This is a genomic window from Arthrobacter sp. CAL618 (assembly GCF_000468215.1).
Classification (GTDB): Bacteria; Actinomycetota; Actinomycetes; order Actinomycetales; family Micrococcaceae; genus Arthrobacter_D.
The window spans coordinates 24,745-47,159 of sequence record NZ_ASZW01000053.1 but is presented as its reverse complement, the minus strand read 5'-3'; the positions used below and the strand labels follow the sequence as shown (position 1 = coordinate 47,159).

The following is a 22,415-nucleotide window of genomic DNA, read 5'->3' as shown; positions in this document are numbered from 1 at the left end:
CCGCCGTCAGCGGGACTGGGACGAGTTCCTGGAGTTCTTCGAGGGTGATGCCGAAGGTTTCGCGGACGGTGACGCCATCGGGGCCGGTGAGGAACACGGCTTTGTCCGTGTACACGCGCGTCACGCAGCCGACGCCGGTGAGCGGGTAGGTGCAGGCTTCCACGATCTTGGAGGCGCCTTCGCGGGTCAGGAGCGTCATCATCACGAACACGTCCTTGGCGCCGGTGGCCAGGTCCATGGCGCCGCCCACGGCCGGGATGGCGTCCGGGGCGCCGGTGTGCCAGTTGGCGAGGTCACCGGTGGCCGAGACCTGGAATGCGCCGAGCACGCAGATGTCCAGGTGGCCGCCGCGCATGATCGCGAACGAGTCGGCGTGGTGGAAGTAGGAGGCACCCGGGAGTTCGGTGACGGGGATCTTGCCGGCGTTGATGAGGTCGCCGTCGATCTGGTCTCCGGTGGCTGCCGGGCCCATGCCCAGCATGCCGTTCTCGGTGTGGAGCGTGATGTTCTGCTCCGGCTTGAGGTAGTTGGACGCCAGCGTGGGCTGGCCGATGCCGAGGTTCACGAACGAGCCCGGGGCGATGTCCCGCGCCACCAGTTGGGCGAGTTCGTCCCGGCCCAGGGGCTTATCGGAGGTCTGGATGCTGGTCTGGGTGCTCATGGTCAGGCCACCTTCACAATGCTGTTGACGTAGATTCCGGGGGTGATCACGTTTTCCGGGTCCAGGCCTCCGGTGGGGACAATCTCGGAGACCTGGACCACCGTGTGCTTGGCGGCGGCGGCCATGATGGGGCCGAAGTTCCGGGCGGTTTTGCGGTACACGAGGTTCCCCACGCCGTCGGCCTTGAGCGCCTTGATCAGTGCGACGTCGGCGTGGATGGGGGTCTCGAAGACCTGGCCGCGGCCATCGATGATCCGGGTTTCCTTGCCCTCGGCAAGCATGGTGCCGTAGCCGGTGGGGGTGAAGAACCCGCCGATGCCGGCTCCCGCGGCGCGGATCCGCTCGGCCAGGTTGCCCTGCGGAACGAGCTCCAGTTCGATTTCACCGGCGTGGTATTTGGCATCGAAGTGCCAGGAATCGGACTGCCGCGGGAAGGAGCAGATCATCTTCTTTACCCGGCCTTCCTTGATCAGCAGCGCCAGGCCCTGGTCGCCCTGGCCGGCGTTGTTGTTCACCACGGTCAGGCCGGTGGCGCCGCAGTCCATCAGGGCGTCGATCAGTTCGAACGGCTGCCCGGCGTTGCCGAACCCGCCGATCATCACGGTGGAGCCGTCCTTGATGCCGGCGACGGCTTCGTTGACGGTGTCTACAAATGTCAGCATTGCTCAGCCCTTCACAGAAGTTACGTTTTCAAGCACGACGGCGAGGCCCTGGCCGACGCCGATGCAGATCGCGGCGACGCCCCAGCGTTCCCCGGAGGCCTGCAGGGACCGGGCGAGGGTGCCCAGGATCCGGGTGCCGGACGCGCCCAGCGGGTGGCCCATCGCGATCGCACCGCCGTGCCGGTTCACGATTCCCGGGTCGATGCCCCAGGCGTTGATGCACGCCAGGGACTGCGCGGCGAACGCCTCGTTAAGTTCGACGGCGCCCACCTGGTCCCAGCCGATTCCCGCCTTCGCGAGGGCCTTGTTCGCCGCTTCCACGGGTGCGTAGCCGAAGAACTGCGGATCATTGGCGTGCGCTCCGCGGCCCGCGATGCGGGCCAGCGGTTCCAGGCCGAGGATCCCGGCGGCGTTCTCGGAGCCGATCCACGCCGCGGACGCGCCGTCGGAGAGCGGGGAGGCGTTCCCTGCGGTGACGGTGCCGTTCTCGGCCCGGAACACGGCCTTCAAACCGGCGAGTTTTTCGGCGGAGGACCCGGCGCGGATGCCTTCGTCGCGGACCAGGTCGGTACCCGGGACCGGGGTGACGAGGTTGTCGTAGAACCCTTCGTCCCACGCGGCGGCGGACAGGTTGTGGGAGTTGGCGGCGAACCCGTCCTGCTGCTCCCGGCTCACCCCGTACTTCTCCCGCAACCGCTCGGTCGCCTCGCCCAGGGAAATGGTCCACTCCTTCGGCATGGCCTTGTTCACCAGCCGCCACCCCAGCGTGGTGGAGGCCAGGGTCAGGTCCCCGGCCGGGTAGGGTTTCTCCGTCTTCGGCAGCACCCACGGGGCACGGGACATCGACTCCGCCCCACCGACCAGCATCAGCTCGGCGTCCCCGGCGTTGATCTGCCGCGAGGCAATGATCGCCGCATCCAAAGAAGAACCGCACAACCGGTTCACCGACGTGCCCGGGATCGAGACCGGCAAACCCGCGAGCAGCGTGCCCATCCGGGCGATGTTGCGGTTCTCCTCACCGGCACCGTTCGCGTTCCCGAAGACGACCTCATCAATCCGTTCCGGATCCAGCCCCGGCGCCCGCTTCACGGACTCCCTGATCACATGCGCAGCGAGGTCATCCGGACGGACCCCCGCCAAACCCGAACCGAACTTACCGAACGGGGTGCGCACGGCGTCGTACACAAAAGCCTGATTCATGCGGTGTTGTCCTTTTCTTTAAGCTGCCACCTGTGTGGGGACCGACGTACACCCTGATGGGGTGAGGCCAGCATCAAGTACTGTTCGCCGATAAAGGGCCGTTTACCGAACGGACATGGTTGTTGATTAGGTGCGGTATGGGTCGGCGATGCCGATGTACTGGGTGTAGAGGTATTCCTCGATGCCTTCGAGTCCGCCTTCGCGTCCCAGTCCGGACTGCTTGACGCCGCCAAACGGTGCTGCGGCGTTGGAGATGACGCCGGCGTTCAGGCCCAGCATGCCGGTCTCCAGCCGCTCGCCCATCCGGATGCCGCGGTTGAGGTCTTTAGTGAAGACGTAGGCCACGAGCCCGTATTCGGTGTTGTTGGCCAGCCGGACCGCGTCGTCTTCGCTGCTGAAGGTGATGATCGGGGCAACGGGTCCGAAGATTTCCTCGGACAGGATGCGTGTGCCTTCGGTGACGCCTGAGAGGATGGTGGGCTGGTAGAAGTAGCCCGGGCCTTCCACCGGGCCGCCGCCCAGGACGGCCGTGGCGCCGGAGGCGACAGCGTCGGAGACCAGTTCGTGGACCTTGTCCCGGCTCTTGGCGTCGATCAGCGGGCCCACCTTGGACCCCGGCTCGGTGCCGCGGGCGGTGGTCATGTCCTTCATCTTTGCGGCGAACTTCTCCGCGAATTCGGCGGCGACGGCCTCGTGGACAATGAAGCGGTTGGCAGCAGTGCAGGCCTCACCCATGTTCCGCAGCTTGGCCAGCATGGCTCCGGCGACGGCGGCGTCAAGGTCCGCGTCCTCGAAGACCACGAACGGGGCGTTGCCGCCGAGCTCCATGGATGTGCGCAGCACAGTTTCGGACGCGTCGGCGAGCAGGCGGCGGCCCACTTCGGTAGAGCCGGTGAAGGACAGTTTCCGCAGGCGCGTGTCTTTGATCAGCGGGCCCGTGGTAGCACCGGCGCTGGTGGACGTGATGACGTTAAGCACGCCTGCCGGGAGCCCCGCTTCCTGCATAACGGCCGCGAAGAGCTGCGAAGTCAGTGGCGTGAGTTTGGCGGGTTTAAGGATCATGGTGCAGCCGGCGGCTACGGCGGGGGCGATCTTGCGGGTGGCCATGGCCAGGGGGAAGTTCCATGGGGTGATCAGCAGGCAGGGGCCGACAGGCTTCTTGGTGACCAGCAAGCGGGTATTGCCCTCGGGGGAGACGGAGTACCGGCCGAAGACGCGGACGGCTTCCTCGGAAAACCAACGCAGGAACTCCGCTGCGTACGTGACCTCGCCTCGGGCTTCGGCCAGCGGCTTGCCCATTTCCATGGTCATCAGCAGGGCGAAGTCCTCGGCCCGCTCGGTCACGAGCCCAAAGGCGCGCCGCAGGATCTCGCCGCGTTCGCGCGGCGGGACCTTCGCCCACGAATCTTGGGCGGCAACAGCGGCGTCCAGGGCGGCCTTGCTGTCCTCGACACCGGCGTCAGCGATACTCATGAGGATCTTGGCCGTGGCCGGATCCTCGACGTCGAAGGTCTGGCCGGATGCGGCGGGNCGGGCCGCCACTCACCGTTGATAAGCAGGCCAGTGGGAACAGAGGCCAGCAACTCCATCTCACGCTTCGCTGTGGTACCGGCGGCGGTGATTGTACTCATCGTGTTGCCGCCTCTTCTGCTTCGAACGCTGCAATCTCTTCCAGGATGATGGGGGCGGCTGTGGTGGCAGCGTGGATCCCTATGACGCTGGCTATCTCCAGCACTTCAACGATCTCCTCAATGGTCGCTCCGTAGCGGAGGGCGTTTTCCATATGGAGTTTCGTGCCCCTCTCGTAGAGGTGGGTGGCGGCGATATCGAATGCGATGTAGATAAATTCCTTAACCTTTGGTTCCAGCGGACCGTACTTCCACGAGGCCGAAGAGAACTCGGTGTATGCCTCAAGGTATTCGGGGTCCAGGGAGAGGGTGTCATCCCAGGTTTTGCTCCAATATCCTCGGTTTTGGGTGAATTCTTGCTTCACCTTTTCCTGGTACTCGCTCAGCGGCGCTTCTTCCGTCCGCAATCCAGCTTCATCCAATACCTCGCAGAGAATGGGAATGCCCACGTTCATGGCATGGACACCGAGTGTGCTGGCAAGTTCCACTACCTCCATTATTTCCGCGGAGGTTGCTCCCAGTCGGAGAGCGGCGCGTACATGCTGACGGACACCGGGAAGGTACATGTGAGTGGCTGCGCTGTCCACGGCGATGTAGATGAATTCCTTGACCTTGTCTTCAAGCTTGTTTTTCTTCCACGGCACGGAGGACATGGTTAGGTAACCGGCCAGGAACTCCGGGCTGAGTACCAGGATGGCTTCCCATGACTCACTCCAGGTGCCCCGTACATCAATGAATTCTCGTTTAATTTCCTGTTGCCGTGTGGTCAGTTCCATGCTTTGTTTCTCCTTGGATTCTCGGGCTCGTAGGTATGTCGTCAAAGGCGCTGGGCAGTTGCTGTGGGTTAGCGATGTCACCTAGTCAGGGACGTCGGCGGTCGCACTGAGCGCCGCGCGCCGGATGTGCATCGTGTACAGCGACGTTGCCAGTGGGACATCCCGGTCGACCACCGCAGCAACGACGGCTTCAATCTCACGGACCGCTTCGGCGGCGCGTCCTTGCCGCGACAGGGATGTGGCCCTGAGGATGCGCACACGTGCTTGGATCTGCTCTATCAGCTGGTGGAGGGGCTCGCTCCGGGCACCTGCGATAAGCACGGAGTAGATTCCATCCTTTGCCGCCAGGACCGCGGCGATGTCGTTGGGGTGCTGCTCGGTCTCACGTCGGTACAGCCGTGTTGCGGCTTTGAGGATGTCTATTTCTTGGTTTGTTGAACGCTCGATAAACCTCTTTACGGTTAGGGATTCCAGGGCGCCCCGTGCTTCGTACAGCTCTAACGCTTCTCCGCGTGTGGGCCGCCTGACCACGGCCCCCTTCTGTGGCACGACTGTTACTAGGCCTTCGGACGAGAGTTCGCGAATGGCTTCTCGGACCGTGGTGCGGGACACACTCAGCTGCTCCATTAATTCGCGCTCGACAAGCCGCTGCCCTGGTTTCAGGTGCAGCTCGGTGATAGCCAGCCGTAAGCGATCGGTCACTTGCTCGCGGACTGGTGCTGCCACACGGCCTAGTGGCTCCGTGGTCCATATTTGGGGCATTGGTTTCGTCACGGTCGTAATGACACCTTTTCTCAGACGGGCGCTTATCTACCCGCGGCTGGCCAAGGACTCCTGCGAAGTAGCAGCCACCCAGCGTGCTATCTCTGTATGGTCGGCGCCTTCAGGCAGGCTGGCCGCGGCTTCCTCCCAGAGTTGGACGGCTGCGTGGCTAAGACGGGAGACTGCGTGCACTTGGTCGGCGAGGTCTACGGCGATTTTCATGTCTTTGAGCATCAGCTGGAGAGCGAATCCGGAATCGTATGTTCCGGGAAGGATGAAGTTGGGCCATTTGTTTTCGGTTGAACCGCTTTTGCCGCTCGAGCCGTTGACGATCTCCAACAAGAGCTCAGGTTCTACGCCAAAGCTTTTACCGGCGAGGATGGCTTCGCTGCTGACGAGCAGGTGGGTTGCAGACATGAGATTATTCAGGGCCTTGGCGGCGTGCCCTGCCCCGACTTCGCCAGCCTTTTTGACGGTACCGAAAACGTCAAGGATGGGGCGCGCCTCAGCAAGGTCTTGGTCAGTTCCGCCGGCCATAACGGTCAATTTCCCCGTTTCGGCTCCTTTGACCCCGCCGGATACTGGGGCATCAATGAACCGAACACCTCTCTCACGAAGTTTCTTGGCCAAGGCCCTGCTGCGCAGTGGTTCGCTCGAGCTCATATCGACCACCAGCGCATTCTTTTCGAGTGCGTGGGCAACCTGGTCGTTGTTTATGACGTTCTCGACGATGTTTGAGTTTGGCAGCATCAGGATCACAATGGCGGATCCGCGCACAGCTTCGGCGGGTGAATCGGTTCCGAGCCCGCCGGCAGTGGCGAGTTTGGCCTTTGCGTCGGCGGACAAATCGAAGCCCCGCACAGCATGCCCTGCTGAGACGAGGCGTGTTGCCATAGGAGACCCCATGTTGCCGAGGCCGATGAAGGCGATGGTTGTCATTTTTGTTCGCTCACTTTGAGATCAGCCAGTACTTTTTCTGCCACGCGGAACGATTCGAGCGCTGCAGGCACCCCGACGTAGATTGCTGTTTGCATCAGGACTTCCTGGATTTCCTGCTCGGTGACGCCGTTGTTGACCGCGCCGCGTACGTGTACTCCGAGTTCGTGGGAGCGGTTCAGAGCCGTGAGCATGGCGAGGTTGATGAGGCTGCGGCTGCGTCGGTCAAGCCCTTCGCGGGTCCAGACCGCTCCCCAGCAATATTCTGTGACGAGTTCCTGTATGGGCCGGCTGAACTCGGAGACGCTGCCCAGAGATTTTTCCACATGGGCGGCGCCGAGGACTGCTTTCCGTACGGCCAACCCGTGTTCGTAGGTGTCGGTGTGGGTATCGTTGGCGTTCATAGTTGTTCCTTCCGGGGTGAGGGGATCTTGGTATAGTCGGGCTCCGCGACGGGTTCGGCCCACTGCGTCGCACCAAGGGAGATTGCGGTGTGGGTCATGAAAGAGTCCGGTGCGGCACCATGCCAATGCTTTTCTCCGGGAGGACACCAGATGGTGTCCCCGGCATGCAATACGCGGGGCGCCTCCTCGCCCTCAACCTGGATCAGGCCCCGGCCCGCAAGCACCTGAAGGATTTGGCCCTTTTCGTGCTGATGCCAGAATGTCCGGGCCCCCGGAGTGAAATTCACGGTGTTGATGGTTACGCCGTCTGTAGCCGCCATCGTCAGGTATGGAAATGCCGTGCCAGTAAACTGCGAGCCGATCTTTCCGGCGGTGCCGTCCTGAACGGGGCCGCTGATAATTCTCATTTTTGTTCCTTCTTCGAGTAGTTTCCGTCTTTGGGAACAGCTGAAGACAGGCGTACGCCGCCGGAGACGTCGCCAATGGCGTCCACGACCGTGTTGCTGATCTCCTCCGCGTAACCTAGGGCGTTGGCCAGGCCAAAGCTGGCCAACGGGCCGGCAGAGTTCGGGCTGGCCATGCCCAGATCGCCAATGAGTTCGACGTAGGCCACAACGTCCTTCATCATGAGCGAGTTCGTGAGCCCACCCTTGAGGTAGTCGCCTTTGATGATTTTCGGAAACCGGTTGAGCGATGCGAAACTTACGCCAGAGCTGTTGTTGATGACGTCCAGGAGTACCTCCAGGTCGAGGCCCGCCTTTTTGCCGGCAACCATTGCCTCTGCGGTCGCTGACAACGTGATCGCATTGAGGAAGTTATTAATGAGCTTGGTGGTGTGTCCCGCGCCTGAAGCTCCGGTGTAGAAGATTTTCGCTGAGAACAGCTCTAACGTAGGGCGCGCACGTTCCAGCTCGGCTTCCCGACCGCCGACCATGAGGATCAGTTGCCCTTTCTCGGCAGCAGCTGCACCGCCGGAAATGCCTGCGTCAAGGTAGGTTGCTCCCGCAGCCTCAACCCTTTCTGCGATCATTCGGGTTGAAGCGGGGGCTGAGGTGCTGAGGTCAACGACGATTTGGCCTTTCCCCAGGCTATTCAGGACACCGTCTGTACTTAACATCACAGCTTCAACGACAGTGCTTTTAGGTAGCGAGAGCAGGACGATGTCGGACGCCTCTGCAACGGCTGCCGCGCTTGGCGCGGGACGGGCGCCTGCGGCCGTGACGTTTTCGGCTACGGGGTCGTAGGCGAGGACGTCTATTCCGGCCGCTGTGATGCAGGCAGCCATGCGTCCCCCCATGTTGCCAAGGCCGATGAAACCAATTCTGAGTTCAGTCATTAGTTCTGATCTTTCTTTCCGATGGTGGCCGTGAGGCCCGCGAGCGGACCGGTTGTCACGGTGTTGAACCTGTCGAGGGTTGAAGGGTCGTGGCCGGTCACGAGGTGCCGACCGGTGCTTTCCATCAGCTCGCGGATTGCATCGAATCCGGCGTACATCTCGCGGACGTCGTTCACGAACATGAATGGAATGTCCCGCTCGTATTCCTCGTAGTAGTGGATGGCATCGGAAGCCAGAACCACTTGCCCTTCGTCGGTTTCCACGGTCACGATCGATTGGCCGGGCGTGTGTCCTCCCACCCGGATGATGCGGAGTCCGGGCGCGAGCTCCAGTTCGTCTGCAAAGGTGGTTATTTTGTCTCGTTCTGCCAGGCTGCGCAGGTAGTCAAGGTCCTCAGTTTCTATCGAGTGCTTGAACTGTGGCCTTTCCGCAAAGCGGCCTAGCCAGAAATCCAGCTCTGCCTGGGCGATGACGATCTCCGAATCCGGAAATAGATTTAGGTTGCCGATGTGGTCATAGTGCGCGTGGGTTACGATCACCTGCGGGGCGGATCGAGGGTCAACCCCTAGAGCAGCAAAGGCCTCGGCTGGATCAATCAGGAAGGTGCGGTTCCGTACGTCGCCGCCGTGGCGGGAAAATCCGGTATCGACAACGATCGTGCGGTGCCGATTGCGGATGACCCAGAAGAAATAGTCCATGTCTACGGGCTCATCTGCAGTTTTGTAGATGTGATAGTTCAGGTAGACGTCACTCTTGACCGTTGAGCGGGTTCCGAACTTAACGATGCTGACCTGATAGGTCTGTTCTTGTCTCATGCTGGTTTCCTTTCCGGGTTACGAGTGACCCCGGAGGGTTCGACAATGGTCTTCGCATGCCAGTGGATATCGTCACTGAAGATGTCCTGTTTGCTGCTTTCGGGCAGCCACTTCAAGAGGATGATCAGTGCCACTAAGGCGACAAACACTTGGTAGAAGGCTGGCGCCACCGGACTTCCGGTGCTGGATGCGAGGAAGGCGCCGAGGTAAGGGCCCGGTCCGGCTATAAATGCGAGTGCAATGTTGAATCCGATGGCGCTGCCGGTCGCCCTTGTGGAAGCAGGGAATAGTTCCACGAGCATCACAACGGTGGTCACGGAGACGAGGCACTGCATTGCACCCAGCAAGATGAGCCCGAGGATGATTAGCACGGCGTTCCCTGTGCTCATTAGTAGAAATACCGGAACGGGCAGGAGGACGTAGCCGATGGTGCCAATGAGATTTGGCACGCGGCGGCCGTATCTATCTGAGATGAGCCCTGCCAGGGGACAGAGGACCATGTAGATCAGCAGCCCAATCGCGCTGAGCATGAGCGCATCGGAACGCGCAAGTCGAAGCGTCACCTCGAGGTAATTCACCACGTAAGTTGCTAGGTAGTAATAACCGAGGCCCTGAACGGCTGCAAAGCAGACCGTGAGGCCGACCGCTTTGAGATTTCGTTTGACCGTCGGCTTCCTGGCATCGTCAACGCCGCGATTCCTCTGGATTTCCTTGAAGACGGGAGTGTCGTCCAAGCGGAGTCGAACGAATAGACCTACAAGCGCCAAAGGTGCCGCGGCCCAGAATGGGATGCGCCAGCCAAAGTCCAACAGCTGTTCCTGCGTGAGGACGTTGTTGAGCCACAGAGCGAACCCACTGCCGGCGACCGTCGCAAGGGCAGCGGTGGCAGAAATGACACTGGCATACGTCGCCCTGCGATTAGTGGGTGCTCCTTCGATGAGGAAGGCCGCCGATCCCGTCCATTCACCACCTGCTGACAGACCCTGAATGCAACGCATAAGCACCAGCAGCAAAGGCGCCGCCAGTCCGATGTCTGCGTACGTGGGAATGAAACCAATGGCAGTCGTGGCCAGTCCCATGGCAAGGACTGAAAAGCTCAGAGCAGCGCGACGGCCGTATTTATCCCCGATGGGGCCGAGGATGAATCCGCCCAGCGGACGCATCAAGAATCCGACGGCAAACACACCGAGGGAAGAAAGAAGGGCGACAACAGGGGACTGATCCGCAAAGAACAGCTGCCCAATGACGACAGCGAAGAAGCCATAAACGGCGAAATCGAACCACTCCATGAAGTTCCCGACGCCTACTGCAAATACCGCTTGGCCCAGCTTCTGATGTTGCATGTCAGCAGAATTGACACTGGTGCTCACTGTTACCTCCTCGTAACTTCCATGCAGCAGGACTAGCGGCCACTCGTATGATTGTACGACGAACATATAATAGGTCAACAGGACTGCTTGAGCCAACGCCGCAAAAGTCCAAAAATTCTTTGCACGTGACCTAGACCACGACTCCCATTTATTGTAAGATCGTCATACAATCATTTGGGAGAGAAAATGACATCTGAACCATGGCTGGGCTACAGCGACGACGAGCCTGCAACGGCGGGAGATGGCTCGGGAGCTACGGGGCTCGCATCGGGGCTTCGCTCAGAAACAGCACGGTCCAAGCAGGCAGATCCTCTTGCCGCCAGGCAACCCACCCTTGTGGATTTCGTTCCCGCCGAATTCCAACTCAACTAGTCGGCGGCGCAGGCTGTCTGCCGATACGAGCTGTGCTTCCCGGCCCGTGTTGTCCCCATCTTGACCATAATTTACGAAGAGAAAGCCCCGAGGCCATGTCGAGCGATCGATTTTCAACGTCCCACATGGAGCAGCATTCCCTAAAGCGTCAATCTTTCGTCCCACCCAAGAGCGCCGACTACGTAGCCGACTGGCGGACGCTGCTCCTAGCGGAAGTCGTTGTCTTGATTCACGAACACCTTCCGCCGGCTTCAGGAACGGTTGACGATTTTACCTCAGACGGCCAAGTCTTGTGGATACACGAGCACCAGGGAGCCGGACGCCGACTGTTTTTTCGCCCGGAAGGTTACAAGCTTTGGCGCATCCCGCCGGCAGATCACGTCAAGTCATGACCCGCACGCAACTTTTAGTCCATGCTTGTGTGTGCGTCCATTGCCGACATTGAAGTCAGCTGAACGAGGGCGACAGCGGCAGGCGCTTCCTCGCGCCAGCTGCGCCCGTTGCCGGACTAGGCAGCAGGAATAGCAGGTAAACCCCGTCCGCGGCCTGTCGATTGACCGAGCCATGAAGTCTTCGGAGACGATTTCTCCCGCTTGGCGTCAGACCCTCATCAAGGGGGTAGGCTTCGTCGTGCTCAGTGTCGACACTGCATCCGGGTGTTCGCGGACGGTAAGGCTTCAACCTATCGAGACTACCCGCCACGGCCGGGCCCGGCCCGGCAGCCCCGCCATCAACGATGACCACTTCCAGACGCCAGGGCCAGGGTCCCCGACGCAGGGCGATGCCGTGCGCCAGAAGCAACGAACTGGCCCAACTGCTCTTCGGGGAGCCTGCCGAATCCCAGGGCGCCATGAAACCGGTGGGAAGCGAAACTCCGGAGTGGGAGATCAGTGACTGGCCGGTGAAACTGACCGGCATGGAGGGAAACATGCGACTCTACTTTTGCAGCAAAAAGGGTGCTCCGTCGCTCGGAATAAAGGTCTCGACAACCACTATTTTCCCCGTTCAGAGCACCCTTTCCCTGCTTAAACACGCCCGGCGCCCAGTGCTCATGAAAACCCCGGGCTAGGGATCATGGACTTAGTGTCGGAGGCCAACAATTTTAACTTCAATTCATTGCCTGCGCCGCCGCAAGGCAGCCGACTATTCACGACCTGCACGAGTTCCCGTCCACGCCGCCCAGTCAGTTGGATGGTCGCCAGTGGCGGTGGCGGTGGCGGTCAAGTTCTACAGCGTACCCTTCGAACTCACCGGGATCGGCTGTAGTTCCGTGATCACGGGCGGGCCCTGAACCAGCGGGCCGAGCTTCTCAGCGAGGATCGGCTGCACTGGACTTGACTGCCCGTGCCGGTCGGCGTCGGACTTGGAGGCCCATTTCTGGATAAAGGTGAAGTCGCCCTCGTCCCCCTCGTGCAGGGCGTACAGTAGACAGCCCTCTTCAGCCTGGATTTGCTCGATGACTGGACGCAGCACCTCCAGTGCCTCGTCGCGGCGGCCCACCACGGTCGAGAACTGGACGATTACCACAAGCACCTCGCTCACGCCATCACCCCGATGGAGGCCGTCGCCCAGACTCCCTGCTTGCCGGGCGAGAGAATACCGTTCGGGTCAAGCGCATCCTTGAGCCTGGTGTGAAACCGGCTCAGCGCGTGCTCGTTCCAGTCGTAGGACGCGGCGACCTCGTCCATCAAGGCCACGTGCGCGCGGTACTCGCCGTAGCCCTCACGCGCCAGGTCCTGGATAAGCACGCGGGAGAGCTCGCGGGCGCGGCGGGACTGGTCGGCGTCGTCACGGTTGTAGAGGATGAGCCCGATCATGAGCATGTGCCGCCCTCGGCTGTGGTATGACGGGAGCCAGTCGAAGCCGTACTCCTCGAAGCGCGGCTTGACGATGCCGGTTAAGCGCATTGTCTCCTCGCCCGCGAAGGGGGCAACGGGTGAAACCGCGATGTGGCCACCGCGTCCGCCCGACCAGCCAGCCATCTGCTCCAGGTACATGCCCGGGATGCCTGCGCGTGTGCGGTGATCCTCGCGCACCTCGTCGAGCGGGGCGTCCCCGTCGTATTCCATGACGGTTACGCGGGCGCCAGGAACCTGCCGCTCAAGCGTGGTCTTCACCTGTTCTATGCGAGCGGCAAGCATGATGGCCGTGCCGTACAGGGAGAAGCGCATGTTCCAGGCTGCGACGCCGAAAGCGGACATGACGCGCTGTTCGAAGTCAGCCGGAAGCGGGCTACCGTCGGAAACCCACTGGTCCCGAGTACCGAGCATGGCCGCCACGCCTCCCGCGGTGCCGGCGGAAATGGTGCTGGCGATTGTCCCGTCGAAGCGCAGCGGCCGCAGCACGTCGGTCACCCGCGCCAGCTGTTCGTCGCTGTCGAGGGCGATGTCGACGATGGCCCAACGCTCGGGCTTGGGCATCAGCCAAACGTTCGCCTTAGTGACAATACCGAGGTTGGACTGGGAGAACAGGCCGTCGACGGCCGGCCCGAAGCCGGGGCGGTAAATGTTCCAGCTACGGCTTCCCGTCATCGCTCCCATCCCGGTGCGGACGACCTCCCCATCGGGGAGCATGACCTCCAGGCCGCACAGGTTCTCGAAGTGCTCGCCGAGGGCCGTGTAGCCTATGCCTCGGTCCAGAGCGTTGCCGATGACGCTGCCCCAGTCGAGGTCGGGTACGGACGGCCAGAAGGGCGCATCGATCTCGCGCAGTGCAGGGTACAGATCACGAAACCGGACGCCCGGTTCCAGAAGGGCCGTGCCGCTGGTGGTGTCGATGTCCAGCACCTTATTCATGCGGCTGAGGTCCAGGGTGATCGACCCCTTCGCCCGCGGTCCGCTGCCACCGTACCCGTTGTTCCGGCCTCGCGAGAACGTCCACACGGGCACGTTCTCCTCCTGCGCGATGCGCAGCACAGCGCGGATCTGATCAAGGTTGCCGGGCCGCACCGCGATGCGGGGAGCGAACTCATCGGCGTCTCCCACCGGGTAGCGATCAAAGTAGTCTTGCCGTTCAAGCTCCGTCCGCGACGACGTGACGTTCTCGGTGCCCAGTTCCGTACCTAACAGGTCGGCCAATTCCATTGCTTGCCCTTTCGTAAAGACGCCAGTGTCTCGATCTGCGGAGTATTTAATCTCGGAGTGAGGTAGTTGTTGACCGTGCCGCCGAAACCGGACCGGTCTTGCCGGCGGTGCCGTTTGGTTCTGTGCCGTGGATGAGCTTCATTGCTTGGTCCTTTTTTGCGGTGGCAGGGGGAGGTGTCGGTAATGGTGGCCGTCGTCCTCCGTATAAGTTTCTGATGGTGTTGACGACGAAGCTGCGCCGGGCGTTGCTGATTGTAGAAGTAGTGCATTCGATACGGCCGTCGTGCTGGCCGTACAAGGATCAGCGCCAGATGCCGGAATCTCCTGCCATACCGTATGACAATAATGCCTACTTTCCTGATCTGCCATAGCCCCCAAGGTAGGGCGCGGGCGCCGGAGACTCCGTGAAGGCAGGCCGGGTTACGCTCGCATAATTGAATGATTGTATGACCGCACGGTAAGTGATGCAACTCACCATTATTGGCACGCGTGGCGCGAGCAGCCACCGTTTGTGCACCCTGCGTTACACTTCACGCTACGGATTGCCCGTTGCACACCTGGACGTTCACTTCGGATCCTCCGGGCACCGCAGATGGTTCTGATCCGAAACAGGCTCTCTCCCTCCAGGATGTGCCGGCGTGGACCCGCTGAGCCAGGTCGCTGTCTCGGTAACGACTGGGCCATCCCTGCCGTAAACCTGGCGCCAGCTGAGCAGTTCTGACTCAAGAAGTTCGGGGAGAAAGCACCACGAAATGACGGCGGGAAACACCCCCCNCTCCCCCGCCTGTTTTAAAGAGCCGATAACCGTGATTATGTCAGGTAGTGGTTTCGGGAGGGGTGAGAACCCCTCCTATTCGGTGCTCTTCGCCCAACTTGATCGAACGCCGCCGTGGGTTCGTCGGCTATAGGCAGGGCGCGCTACTTCGCGTCTGGAAGCCCCTCCAACGCGTAAGCCAACACAAGTCGGGTAGTGGAACATCAGTCGGCGAGCAATTGACTGCGGTCGCGGAGAGCTTCGTTCATTGCGATGAAATCCGGGCGCGTATTGTTATCCAGCCAATCTGAGAGAAATGGAACCGCAACTCCGCGGAAGTACTCCGACTGAACCAGACGCGTGCCGCCATCGGCAATTGGTTCGAGCTCGAAGACGTGCTCGCCATCGAACAGGCCGGTGACCAGGAGGCTACCCTCCCATCGGAGATGCTCGTTCGGTCGCACCTCCCGCACTACTGGTTCAAAGGTCAGTGCATCCTCGGTTGCGTCAGTCGAAAACTTGAGGCTGCGGCCGGCCTCCAGCTCACCAGTCATACCCACCATCGAGGGGTTCCACTCCGGGTAGGCGCCGAAGTCGGTCAGCACACTCCACACCACCCGGGGCGATGCATCGATCTCAACGGAGGTCTCGATGACGAAAGGATTAGCACGCTGCCACAAAATGGCACCCAAAAGCACTACAAGCAGCACACCAAGTACCACGAATAGTCGTGTACGTCGTTGACCACGATCCGGAACTGCTGGGCTCCCTGATGTCGCTGCTGTCATGCCGAGAGGCTACAAGCCATATATGAACACGTCATGACTTAACCCCATACCGTTTCCGCGGAAGTCTCCTCATTGCCGTTCACAATGCTTACCGCCGGTAATCCACGTTATGTCAGGCAGCGGTTCGAAGAGAAGCGCAATCCCCTCCTACTCAGCGCTCTCCGATGCAATCTGGTCGAAGGCGGCGGTGAGTTCGTCGGCTGCCGGCAGAGCGCGTTGTTCCGCGGCTGGCAGGTTCTCGTACGTGTATGTGGACACGGCCATCGGTGACTCGGAGCGGCCGAGAGCGTAGCGGACGGTGTGGTCGTTCTTGCTGCTGCAGATCAGGATCCTGACGGTGTCGTTGTGGGTTGCGCGGCGGAGCTTGTCGTCGACCAGGGCGACGTAGAACTTCAGCTTCCCGGCGTATTCTGGCTGGAACTTCCCGGTCTTGAGTTCGATGACGACGTAGCGCAACTGCTCGACATGGAAGAACAGCAGGTCAATGTAGAAGTCGTCGCCCTCGACCTAGAGGTGTACCTGCCGGCCGACGAACGCGAACCCGGGACCCAGTTCCCGAAGGGTGTCGCAGATACGGTCCATGAGGGCTTGCTCCAGATTCCGCTCGGCCACCTCGCCGCAAAGCTCATGGAACTCGAAGGCATACGGATCCTTCGCTACCTGCTGGGCTGGCTCGGAATCAGCGGCTGCCAGCTGGCGGCTGAAGTTCGACGGCGCAGCCCCGGTGCGCTCCATCGACTTGTTCATGATCATGTTCATCAGTACGTTCCTAGACCACCCGTATTCCACTGCCGCCGCGGCATACCAGTTGCGGGCGTCAGAGCCGAGGTTCTTGTCAAGGATCGCGCGGATGTGGCCCCATGGCAATCGCGCCACAGGTTGTGGCGCAATTGACTCCCCCGGCGACTGCCTGGCGAAGGTCGTCATGTACTGCAGGTTCCGTGGCGAAAGACCGGTCATGTCCGGGAACTCACCTCGAAGGTCGGATGCCAGGCGCGCGATGACCTTACTCCCCCATCCGTCCTGCTCCTGGCGCGCGAGGACGTCTCGACCGATGCCCCAGTACAGCTCGATCAGCTGCGTATTGACGGTCCGCTGGGCGGTGTGGCGGGCACTACGTACTCGATCTTTTAGCGCCTGCAGCGCCNGAGCCGTATTCATCAGGCAGTGCGACGTCGGAGGCTGGGCTATCTGGCTGTCATCCTGGTCGCCCTTGGTGTCGGGCTCCTCATAAAGGAACAGCCTCCCCTATCCATCCTTGGTACCCCGCAACTACTTAGTAGCAGGACCGATAGTTGATCCTCTGCCGACTTAAGTTGACCAAGAGTAAACCCAAACGGTATGCCAATTCAAGGGTTTGAAAGGGCCTAAGTGGCCTCCTACATTGCATCTCCTACGGAGATTTGGTCGAACACTGCAGTGAGTCCAACAAGGGTAGGCCGAGCGCGCTGTTCCGCGGCGGTCATCGTGCCGAATAACAGGGACGCCGACGTCGCGCAGCGTTCCTAGCCCCTAGACCGTTCGACTTCATGTCGACGGCTTTGCCTCGAATGCCTTCGTAAACTTGTGGTGCAGCGAAACGAGTGATTGCTTTCCCCTGGCGGTGAGGCGTAACGAGTCGTGCCGCAGCAGTGCGTAAGCGACTTCCACCTTGCTGGGCGTCCGAACTCGGTTCTTCTTCGCCCAATCTTGGAACGTCTTAGCGATCGGCTCACCCTGTACGAGGTCGTCGACGCCGAATCTCAGCTTCTGACCCATGATGTCTAGGAATCCGTTGACGACCTTGAGATAGGCGGTGGGCTCGATGAGGTCTTCCACAGCGTGGCCTTCAGGAAGCGAGCAGGTTCGCTTCCGGTCGACACCGGCAGCCACGAGTAGATCTACATGGTCCGCTCCGCCTTGGTCTCCGTCGACGAGGTAGACAACCTTAGCTGCGACTTCTTCAACTCTGATGCCGGATCCATGCGCGTTGGCCAACCCCTGGGCTATCTGATAGTCGAGGTCGGAGAGGCCGGTCGCCTTACGAATGAGGGTGGGAAGGAGCACCATGTCCGATGCTCCCTCGGCCAGAACCGCCTGGCGGCACATTGAGAATGCAGCGGCGCTTGCGCCCATGGCGAAGAGGAGCGGAGAGAACCCTGGGCCCTCCCCCTCCCAAAAGTTGTTCCTGATGACGCTTGCGTTTGCGTGCTCCGGGTCGCGAACGACGACGCGGATGCCCGTTCCTAGATCGCTCGGGAGACAACCTGGCGAGTGCGTGGTGTAGAAGACCTGTGTGGCGTTGATGTTCTTCAGGAGCACTCCGACTAGGTCGGCTTGAGCGTCGTAGTGCAGGTGCGTCTCCGCCTCGTCGATGAGAAGGATGGGCGGTACCGAAAACTCACCGGCGGCCAAGAACGCGACAAGTGCAACGAAGGTTCGTAGCCCGTCGCTGCGTTCGCCGATGTTCGTTACGTCTCCGCCTTCGTAAAGTTCGCGGACCATAATCTCCAACAGTGTGCCGTCGACGTTGAGTCGGACAGTGATCCCCGACTGATTCCACGCCTGCGAAAACAGGTTCTGCAGTCGCTCGTTCCCACGCTCCAGGAGCGTCGCGCGGTTAGTGCTGTCACCGTTCTGTATGTGCGTCCACAGGACGTCGAGATCGACACCAGCGATGTGCAGCAATGAGTTGACCGCAGGCGGTATTGCTCGCTGCGGTGGGGTCAGTTCATAGGTCGACTCAATGGTTCGGTGCTCATCCTTGAAAAGAACGAACTGAGGCATCCGAAGACGCAGCACCTCCCAAATCTCGTCTGTCGGGTGGACGCGCCTCGCAAGGTTTCCGGCCGCCTCAAGCAACGCTACGAGTTTGGCGTCACGAGGCGTCTTGCGTCGGTCAGGGACAACAAGTAGCCAATCACGGAGCTCTGCCAGGGCCGTGAAGTCCGCACTGTCCCAACCACGATCGGGGTCTTTCAAAGCCGACGCAAGCGTGGATGCCCACTCAAAGGGGCCATCATCTTCTTCGTCATTCTTCAGTTCGAGGTCCGTGTCGGGTTTGATTGGCAGGGAAGCCATGGCCCTTTCCAGGCGAGCAAGCGCCAATGTAAACGGCATCCTAGGACGTTGCGGCCACGGCCTCAGCGTGTAAGAGCGCTCATCGTTGACTTTCCGAGCCAGAGAAATCGAAGTTGGCGGCGTCTCACATGGAATGTCAATAATCGCCTGCTTGTCCTCCTTACTCAGTTCAAAGAAGATACGCACAACTTCTGAGGTATCGCCCTGCGGTGGACGAGTTCGGTTCTTGTCCGTCACGCGTAAGGCACCGCCCGCGCTGAACCAGGCGAGTCCCGACAGGAGGGTGGTCTTGCCCGCCTCGTTGAAACCAACAAAGGCTGTGATGTCACCATCGATGTTCGTCGACGCGCTAGCCAGCCGCCGATACCCCTCAAATTCAATGCGCGAGCAGCGCATCAGTTGACCGCCGAAGAGAACGGGGGCTGGGAACTACCCTGAGGTAGACGTCGCTGGCTTGCTTGCGGATCAATCATGGTTCCGTCCTTTACTGGGCTTCCGATCATCCTGCCTTTGTTCAACAGCATCGCAGTGGATCCGACACGGTGTTAACATTTAGGCTACCGAGAGCAGCGTCGTCGTGCGCTCACTGCTCGTGGCGTGGTCGACGCCCGCCTCTGGCCTCCAGGTGGTCGAATTAGGAGTGCCAACGCAAAGCTAATCGAAGGCAAAAAAGTACTTTAGCGGCGCGCCGATCACCGAAAAGGCTCTGACTGGTCCTTCCAAAGCGCCGAGGTGGAGCTGCGGAAGCTACAGCGATCTACCTCTACTTCGATCTGCGGCTTCCGCGGCCTTACGGGCGGCGGATGCCGCTTCTTTTTGCGCAGACTTCGTTGTGGGCTTCTCAGAGGCGGCTTTTTTCCGCTGAACGGCTTCCTCGGCTTTCTTTCCCCACCCTGAGTTGCGGTTGGTGGAATGGGTGGCATCCTTGGTCTCATTCACGTGGGGCTGCTTCGTGTTCTGGTCCTGTGGGCCGCGGGCGGAATTACCGTCGATCTTGGGCGTCTGCGGCATTGCCGTATCTGCAGCAGCGGCCGCCGCCTGTGCGCGGTGCCTGGTGAGCACACGGGCGACCGCGGCCGACATATCGTCGCCCTGCTGCGGAGCTGATTCGGCCTGTAAGGCGTCCACGATGCGTGCCTCGCGCTGCTGCGGCGCCGGCAAGGTGTCGCTGGCTGCGGCGCGTTCTGCTCGCATCCGGTCGATGACGCGGCGGGCTGCTGCCTGCTCGGTCGTCATGCGGTCAGTAATCGCGGCCTCGTCCGTCCCCTGCTGGATCTGCGTGGCCGTCCGCGGTGCAACGGTAGTGAGCTCGCTGTGCTTGTGTAGGGCGGTGGCGCGTTCGATGAGGCGCTGCGCGGTCGGATCATCCCGGTACTGCTGGGGAATCAACGCAGTCTCATGGGTGCCGATGTTGTACCGGTTCCGGTATGCCTCGGTCTCGGCCGCGATGCGGTGCCACTCGGCTGCCTTCGCGTCCTTCCCGGGGACGGGCCCGAGCGCGTTCGTCCAGACTGGCTTCTCTTCCGCGAGCTGCGCGCCCCGGACCATGAGCCTCCGCCCGAGGTGCGCCCGCAGCCGGTCAAGCTCAGTCCGGTAGGAGACCGGCACCAACTCATTGCGCAAGAGCACAGACGGTGCGAGGTCATCGCTGACCGACGTGGCGGCCGCTGGCCGCATGCTCTCCGTGCTGGCCTGTGGCAGTGCGACGGAGCGGAGTTGCTGCTCGTTCCTGATGGCGTCGCCGATGGTGACCTGGTGTGCGGAGCGGGGATCCTCCCCGCGTGCGGTGCGCTCGATGGTGGCCTGCGTCGGGGAAAGATTTTGGCGGCGTTCCAGCTCGACGGTCATTGCCTGCACCGTCCACTGTGCCTTGTTTTGGGCATGACGGGTGGACGCGTCGACTGTCTGGGTCGGGTCGATGGCCTGCATCCGGGACAGGGCATCGGTGAGCTCGTCGGTGCGCATGAGTGCGAACGGGCGAGCCGCCCACTGCGTGTCCATCGGCCCTTCTCCGGGTGCCCGGCGCGGCAGCTCGGTTCCTGCTGCGTACTTCGTGGCTTGCTGTGCGAGGCGGGTCAGGTGCTCGTCAGGCACGGCGCCGAGGGGACGCTGGTCGGCGTTGGCGAGGAGGTTGTGGGCGGCGTCGATGCGCTGCTCGAGGCGGTAGGCGAGGACGGCTGCCGGGTCCTGTGCTCCGTCGAACCCGCGCAGGTGCCCGTCGTCGGCGTGCTGCCCGCGCCCGGTGCTGTCACGGGTGACGCCTTCGGCCTGGGCAAGCAGTGCTGCGGGGTCGAGTCCCTGTGCTTCTGCTGCGCGCAGGTGCCCGTCGTCGGCGTGCTGCCCGCGCCCGGTGCTGTCACGGGTGACGCCTTCGGCCTGGGCAAGCAGTGCTGCGGGGTCGAGTCCCTGTGCTTCTGCTGCGCGCAGGTGCGTTGCTACCGCTCCCCATGCTTCGTGCGAGGTGAACTGCGCGGCGGTCCGCGGCCCCAGAACTGAAGCGGCGATGGTCCTGGTCTTGGCTTCCCACGCGGCTTTCTCGACCTCGTTGTAGACGCCGGCGAGGGTCGCGACGTCGCCAGTACGGACGGCCTCGATCCGTACTGCTTCGTGCGCTGACAGTGTGCGGTCGTAGTTCGCGGTGATCATGGACAGGACGCTGTCGCGGGTCACGGCCTGGTCGTTGTCGTCGCCGAGTCCGACGTAGAGCCGGTTCGTCTCGCGTCCTCGGGTGGCGGCGACGTAGGCACCGGCGCGGTCGGTGGCCTCGTCGACGATGGCGTGCGCGGTGTCCACGGTCGCGCCCTGGGCGCGGTGCACGGTCGCGGCGTAGCCGAGCTGGCCGTGCTCGTGGAGGTAGTCGGCGTCGACGGTGATCCGTCCTCGGTGGCCTGCGTGCCTGAGGGTGATGCGCTGCCGTTCCTGTCCTGCAGCTACATCGGTAGTGGGGTCGGTGGAGACCTTTTCGATGGTCCAGACGTCGTTGTTCTTGACGAAGTCCTTGCCCTGGTTGACCTGCAGGGTGCGGTCGTTCTTGCGGGTGACGACGGTGTCGCCGGCATAGGCGCGCAATCCGTCGCGGAGCACGACGGACGGTGTTGTCTCGGTAATCGGGCCGATGCCGTCGGTGAGGTCGCCGGTGGCGATGCGGGCAGCCTGGGCGCGGGCGTTGAGGTCGGTGACGGTGGCGTTGTCGGTGGCGATCAGCAGCGAGGTCTTGCCGGCCTGGGTGTCGGCCATCCACGCGACGAGGGCGTCTTGGGTCATGGCTTCGGTGGTGCCGGCGGTGACACGCTTGTTCTCGAGGTACCAGTGGAACGGGGTGTCCGCACCGGTGGTGGGAGGTTCGCGCAGCGCCAGGGATGCCTCCGATTCGCCTTCCGTGCGGAAGCGGTGGACTTCCTCGAGGCGGACCGCTCCGACCTCGTTGTTAAGCAGGCGCAGCGCCCCGCCGGAGCCGATCGCACCGAGCTGCCGGTCATCTCCGATGGCCCGGACCACAGCACCATTGCGTGCGGCGACGGCGACGACGGCGGCGAGCTTCGGGGTGGTGACCATGCCGGCTTCATCGACGATGATCACATCCCCGGCCCCGAGCATGAAGGCGGGGTTCATGAAGCCCGAACGTGCGGCAGCGCCGTTGTCCTGCTGGTTCTGTTGTTGGTTGCGGTGGGTGGCCAGGAACGCGTCGATGGTCGTTGCTTCGGCTCCGAGGTCCCCCCTCATGACTGCCGCTGCGGCGGCGGTGGGGGCGAGTCCGATGACCCGTCTTCCGGTGTCGCGGACGGTGTCGGCGGCCAGGGACAGGCTC

16 protein-coding genes and 4 pseudogenes are annotated in these 22,415 nt (G+C 61.9%); 1 reads left to right on the top strand and 19 read right to left on the bottom strand.

All coding sequences use genetic code 11. From position 1 onward, the window contains the following. From K728_RS0103245 to K728_RS0103190, 12 genes and pseudogenes are all read right to left on the bottom strand, one after another. Positions 1–661: 3-oxoacid CoA-transferase subunit B (locus K728_RS0103245; RefSeq protein WP_024475835.1), on the bottom strand; the 661-nt coding region annotated here is incomplete at its 3' end. A 2-nt stretch (positions 662–663) separates the two neighbouring features. Further along, positions 664–1,323, bottom strand: a complete 660-nt coding sequence (locus tag K728_RS0103240) for a 3-oxoacid CoA-transferase subunit A (RefSeq protein WP_024475834.1) — start codon at positions 1,321–1,323, stop codon at positions 664–666. A 3-nt stretch (positions 1,324–1,326) separates the two neighbouring features. After that, positions 1,327–2,523, bottom strand: coding sequence for a thiolase family protein (locus K728_RS0103235; RefSeq protein ID WP_024475833.1), 1,197 nt, complete (start codon positions 2,521–2,523; stop codon positions 1,327–1,329). Between the two features lie 126 nt (positions 2,524–2,649). Beyond that, a pseudogene (locus K728_RS18270) lies at positions 2,650–4,154 on the bottom strand (NAD-dependent succinate-semialdehyde dehydrogenase). After that, complete coding sequence (locus tag K728_RS0103225) at positions 4,151–4,927, bottom strand: carboxymuconolactone decarboxylase family protein (protein ID WP_024475832.1); 777 nt, start codon at positions 4,925–4,927, stop codon at positions 4,151–4,153. Before K728_RS0103225 ends, K728_RS18270 begins: the two are co-directional and overlap by 4 nt. A gap of 81 nt (positions 4,928–5,008) precedes the next feature. Next, positions 5,009–5,629 carry a GntR family transcriptional regulator gene (locus K728_RS0103220; protein ID WP_162148014.1) on the bottom strand — a complete coding sequence of 207 codons (621 nt, stop codon included), beginning with the start codon at positions 5,627–5,629 and terminating at the stop codon, positions 5,009–5,011. 108 nt (positions 5,630–5,737) lie between these two features. Beyond that, positions 5,738–6,628: an NAD(P)-dependent oxidoreductase gene (locus K728_RS0103215; RefSeq protein WP_024475830.1), complete on the bottom strand. Its 891-nt coding sequence runs from the start codon at positions 6,626–6,628 to the stop codon at positions 5,738–5,740. Further along, a complete protein-coding gene (gene pcaC / locus K728_RS0103210; protein WP_024475829.1) occupies positions 6,625–7,029 on the bottom strand; it encodes a 4-carboxymuconolactone decarboxylase in 405 nt (134 codons plus the stop codon). The genes K728_RS0103215 and pcaC overlap by 4 nt, the downstream gene beginning before the upstream one ends. Continuing rightward, a complete protein-coding gene (locus K728_RS0103205; protein ID WP_024475828.1) occupies positions 7,026–7,436 on the bottom strand; it encodes a cupin domain-containing protein in 411 nt (136 codons plus the stop codon). Before K728_RS0103205 ends, pcaC begins: the two co-directional genes overlap by 4 nt. Continuing rightward, complete coding sequence (locus K728_RS22675; RefSeq protein WP_337587485.1) at positions 7,433–8,512, bottom strand: NAD(P)-dependent oxidoreductase; 1,080 nt, start codon at positions 8,510–8,512, stop codon at positions 7,433–7,435. The genes K728_RS0103205 and K728_RS22675 overlap by 4 nt, the downstream gene beginning before the upstream one ends. Next, positions 8,485–9,063 (bottom strand): annotated as a pseudogene (locus K728_RS0103195) (N-acyl homoserine lactonase family protein); the annotation flags it as partial. The pseudogene K728_RS0103195 and the gene K728_RS22675, both read right to left, overlap by 28 nt. A 113-nt stretch (positions 9,064–9,176) precedes the next feature. Continuing rightward, positions 9,177–10,550 (bottom strand): MFS transporter, encoded by a 1,374-nt coding sequence (locus tag K728_RS0103190; RefSeq protein WP_024475825.1) that lies wholly within the window; start codon positions 10,548–10,550, stop codon positions 9,177–9,179. Positions 10,551–10,736: 186 nt separating this feature from the next. On the opposite strand from K728_RS0103190, the gene K728_RS20820 reads away from it, so the two are divergent. Continuing rightward, a complete protein-coding gene (locus tag K728_RS20820; RefSeq protein WP_156911144.1) occupies positions 10,737–10,922 on the top strand; it encodes a hypothetical protein in 186 nt (61 codons plus the stop codon). A gap of 736 nt (positions 10,923–11,658) precedes the next feature. On the opposite strand, the pseudogene K728_RS23005 reads toward K728_RS20820, so the two are convergent. The 7 genes and pseudogenes from K728_RS23005 to K728_RS21725 all read right to left on the bottom strand — a co-directional run. Further along, positions 11,659–11,852: pseudogene (locus tag K728_RS23005) on the bottom strand (IS1380 family transposase); the annotation flags it as partial. Between the two features lie 297 nt (positions 11,853–12,149). Then, a complete protein-coding gene (locus K728_RS0103175; protein WP_024475822.1) occupies positions 12,150–12,464 on the bottom strand; it encodes a putative quinol monooxygenase in 315 nt (104 codons plus the stop codon). Further along, the gene (locus K728_RS0103170; protein WP_024475821.1) at positions 12,461–14,005 is read right to left on the bottom strand and encodes an FAD-binding oxidoreductase; all 1,545 of its coding nucleotides are present in this window, start codon (positions 14,003–14,005) and stop codon (positions 12,461–12,463) included. The genes K728_RS0103175 and K728_RS0103170 overlap by 4 nt, the downstream gene beginning before the upstream one ends. 978 nt (positions 14,006–14,983) lie before the next feature. Next, a complete protein-coding gene (locus K728_RS0103165; protein ID WP_024475820.1) occupies positions 14,984–15,469 on the bottom strand; it encodes an SRPBCC domain-containing protein in 486 nt (161 codons plus the stop codon). Between the two features lie 225 nt (positions 15,470–15,694). Further along, positions 15,695–16,708, bottom strand: a pseudogene (locus K728_RS18265) (PDDEXK nuclease domain-containing protein). A 366-nt stretch (positions 16,709–17,074) separates the two neighbouring features. Continuing rightward, a complete protein-coding gene (locus tag K728_RS0103155) occupies positions 17,075–18,793 on the bottom strand; it encodes an ATP-dependent nuclease (RefSeq protein ID WP_443110911.1) in 1,719 nt (572 codons plus the stop codon). A gap of 561 nt (positions 18,794–19,354) precedes the next feature. Next, positions 19,355–22,366 (bottom strand): AAA family ATPase, encoded by a 3,012-nt coding sequence (locus K728_RS21725; RefSeq protein WP_237742077.1) that lies wholly within the window; start codon positions 22,364–22,366, stop codon positions 19,355–19,357. Positions 22,367–22,415 lie beyond the last annotated feature (49 nt).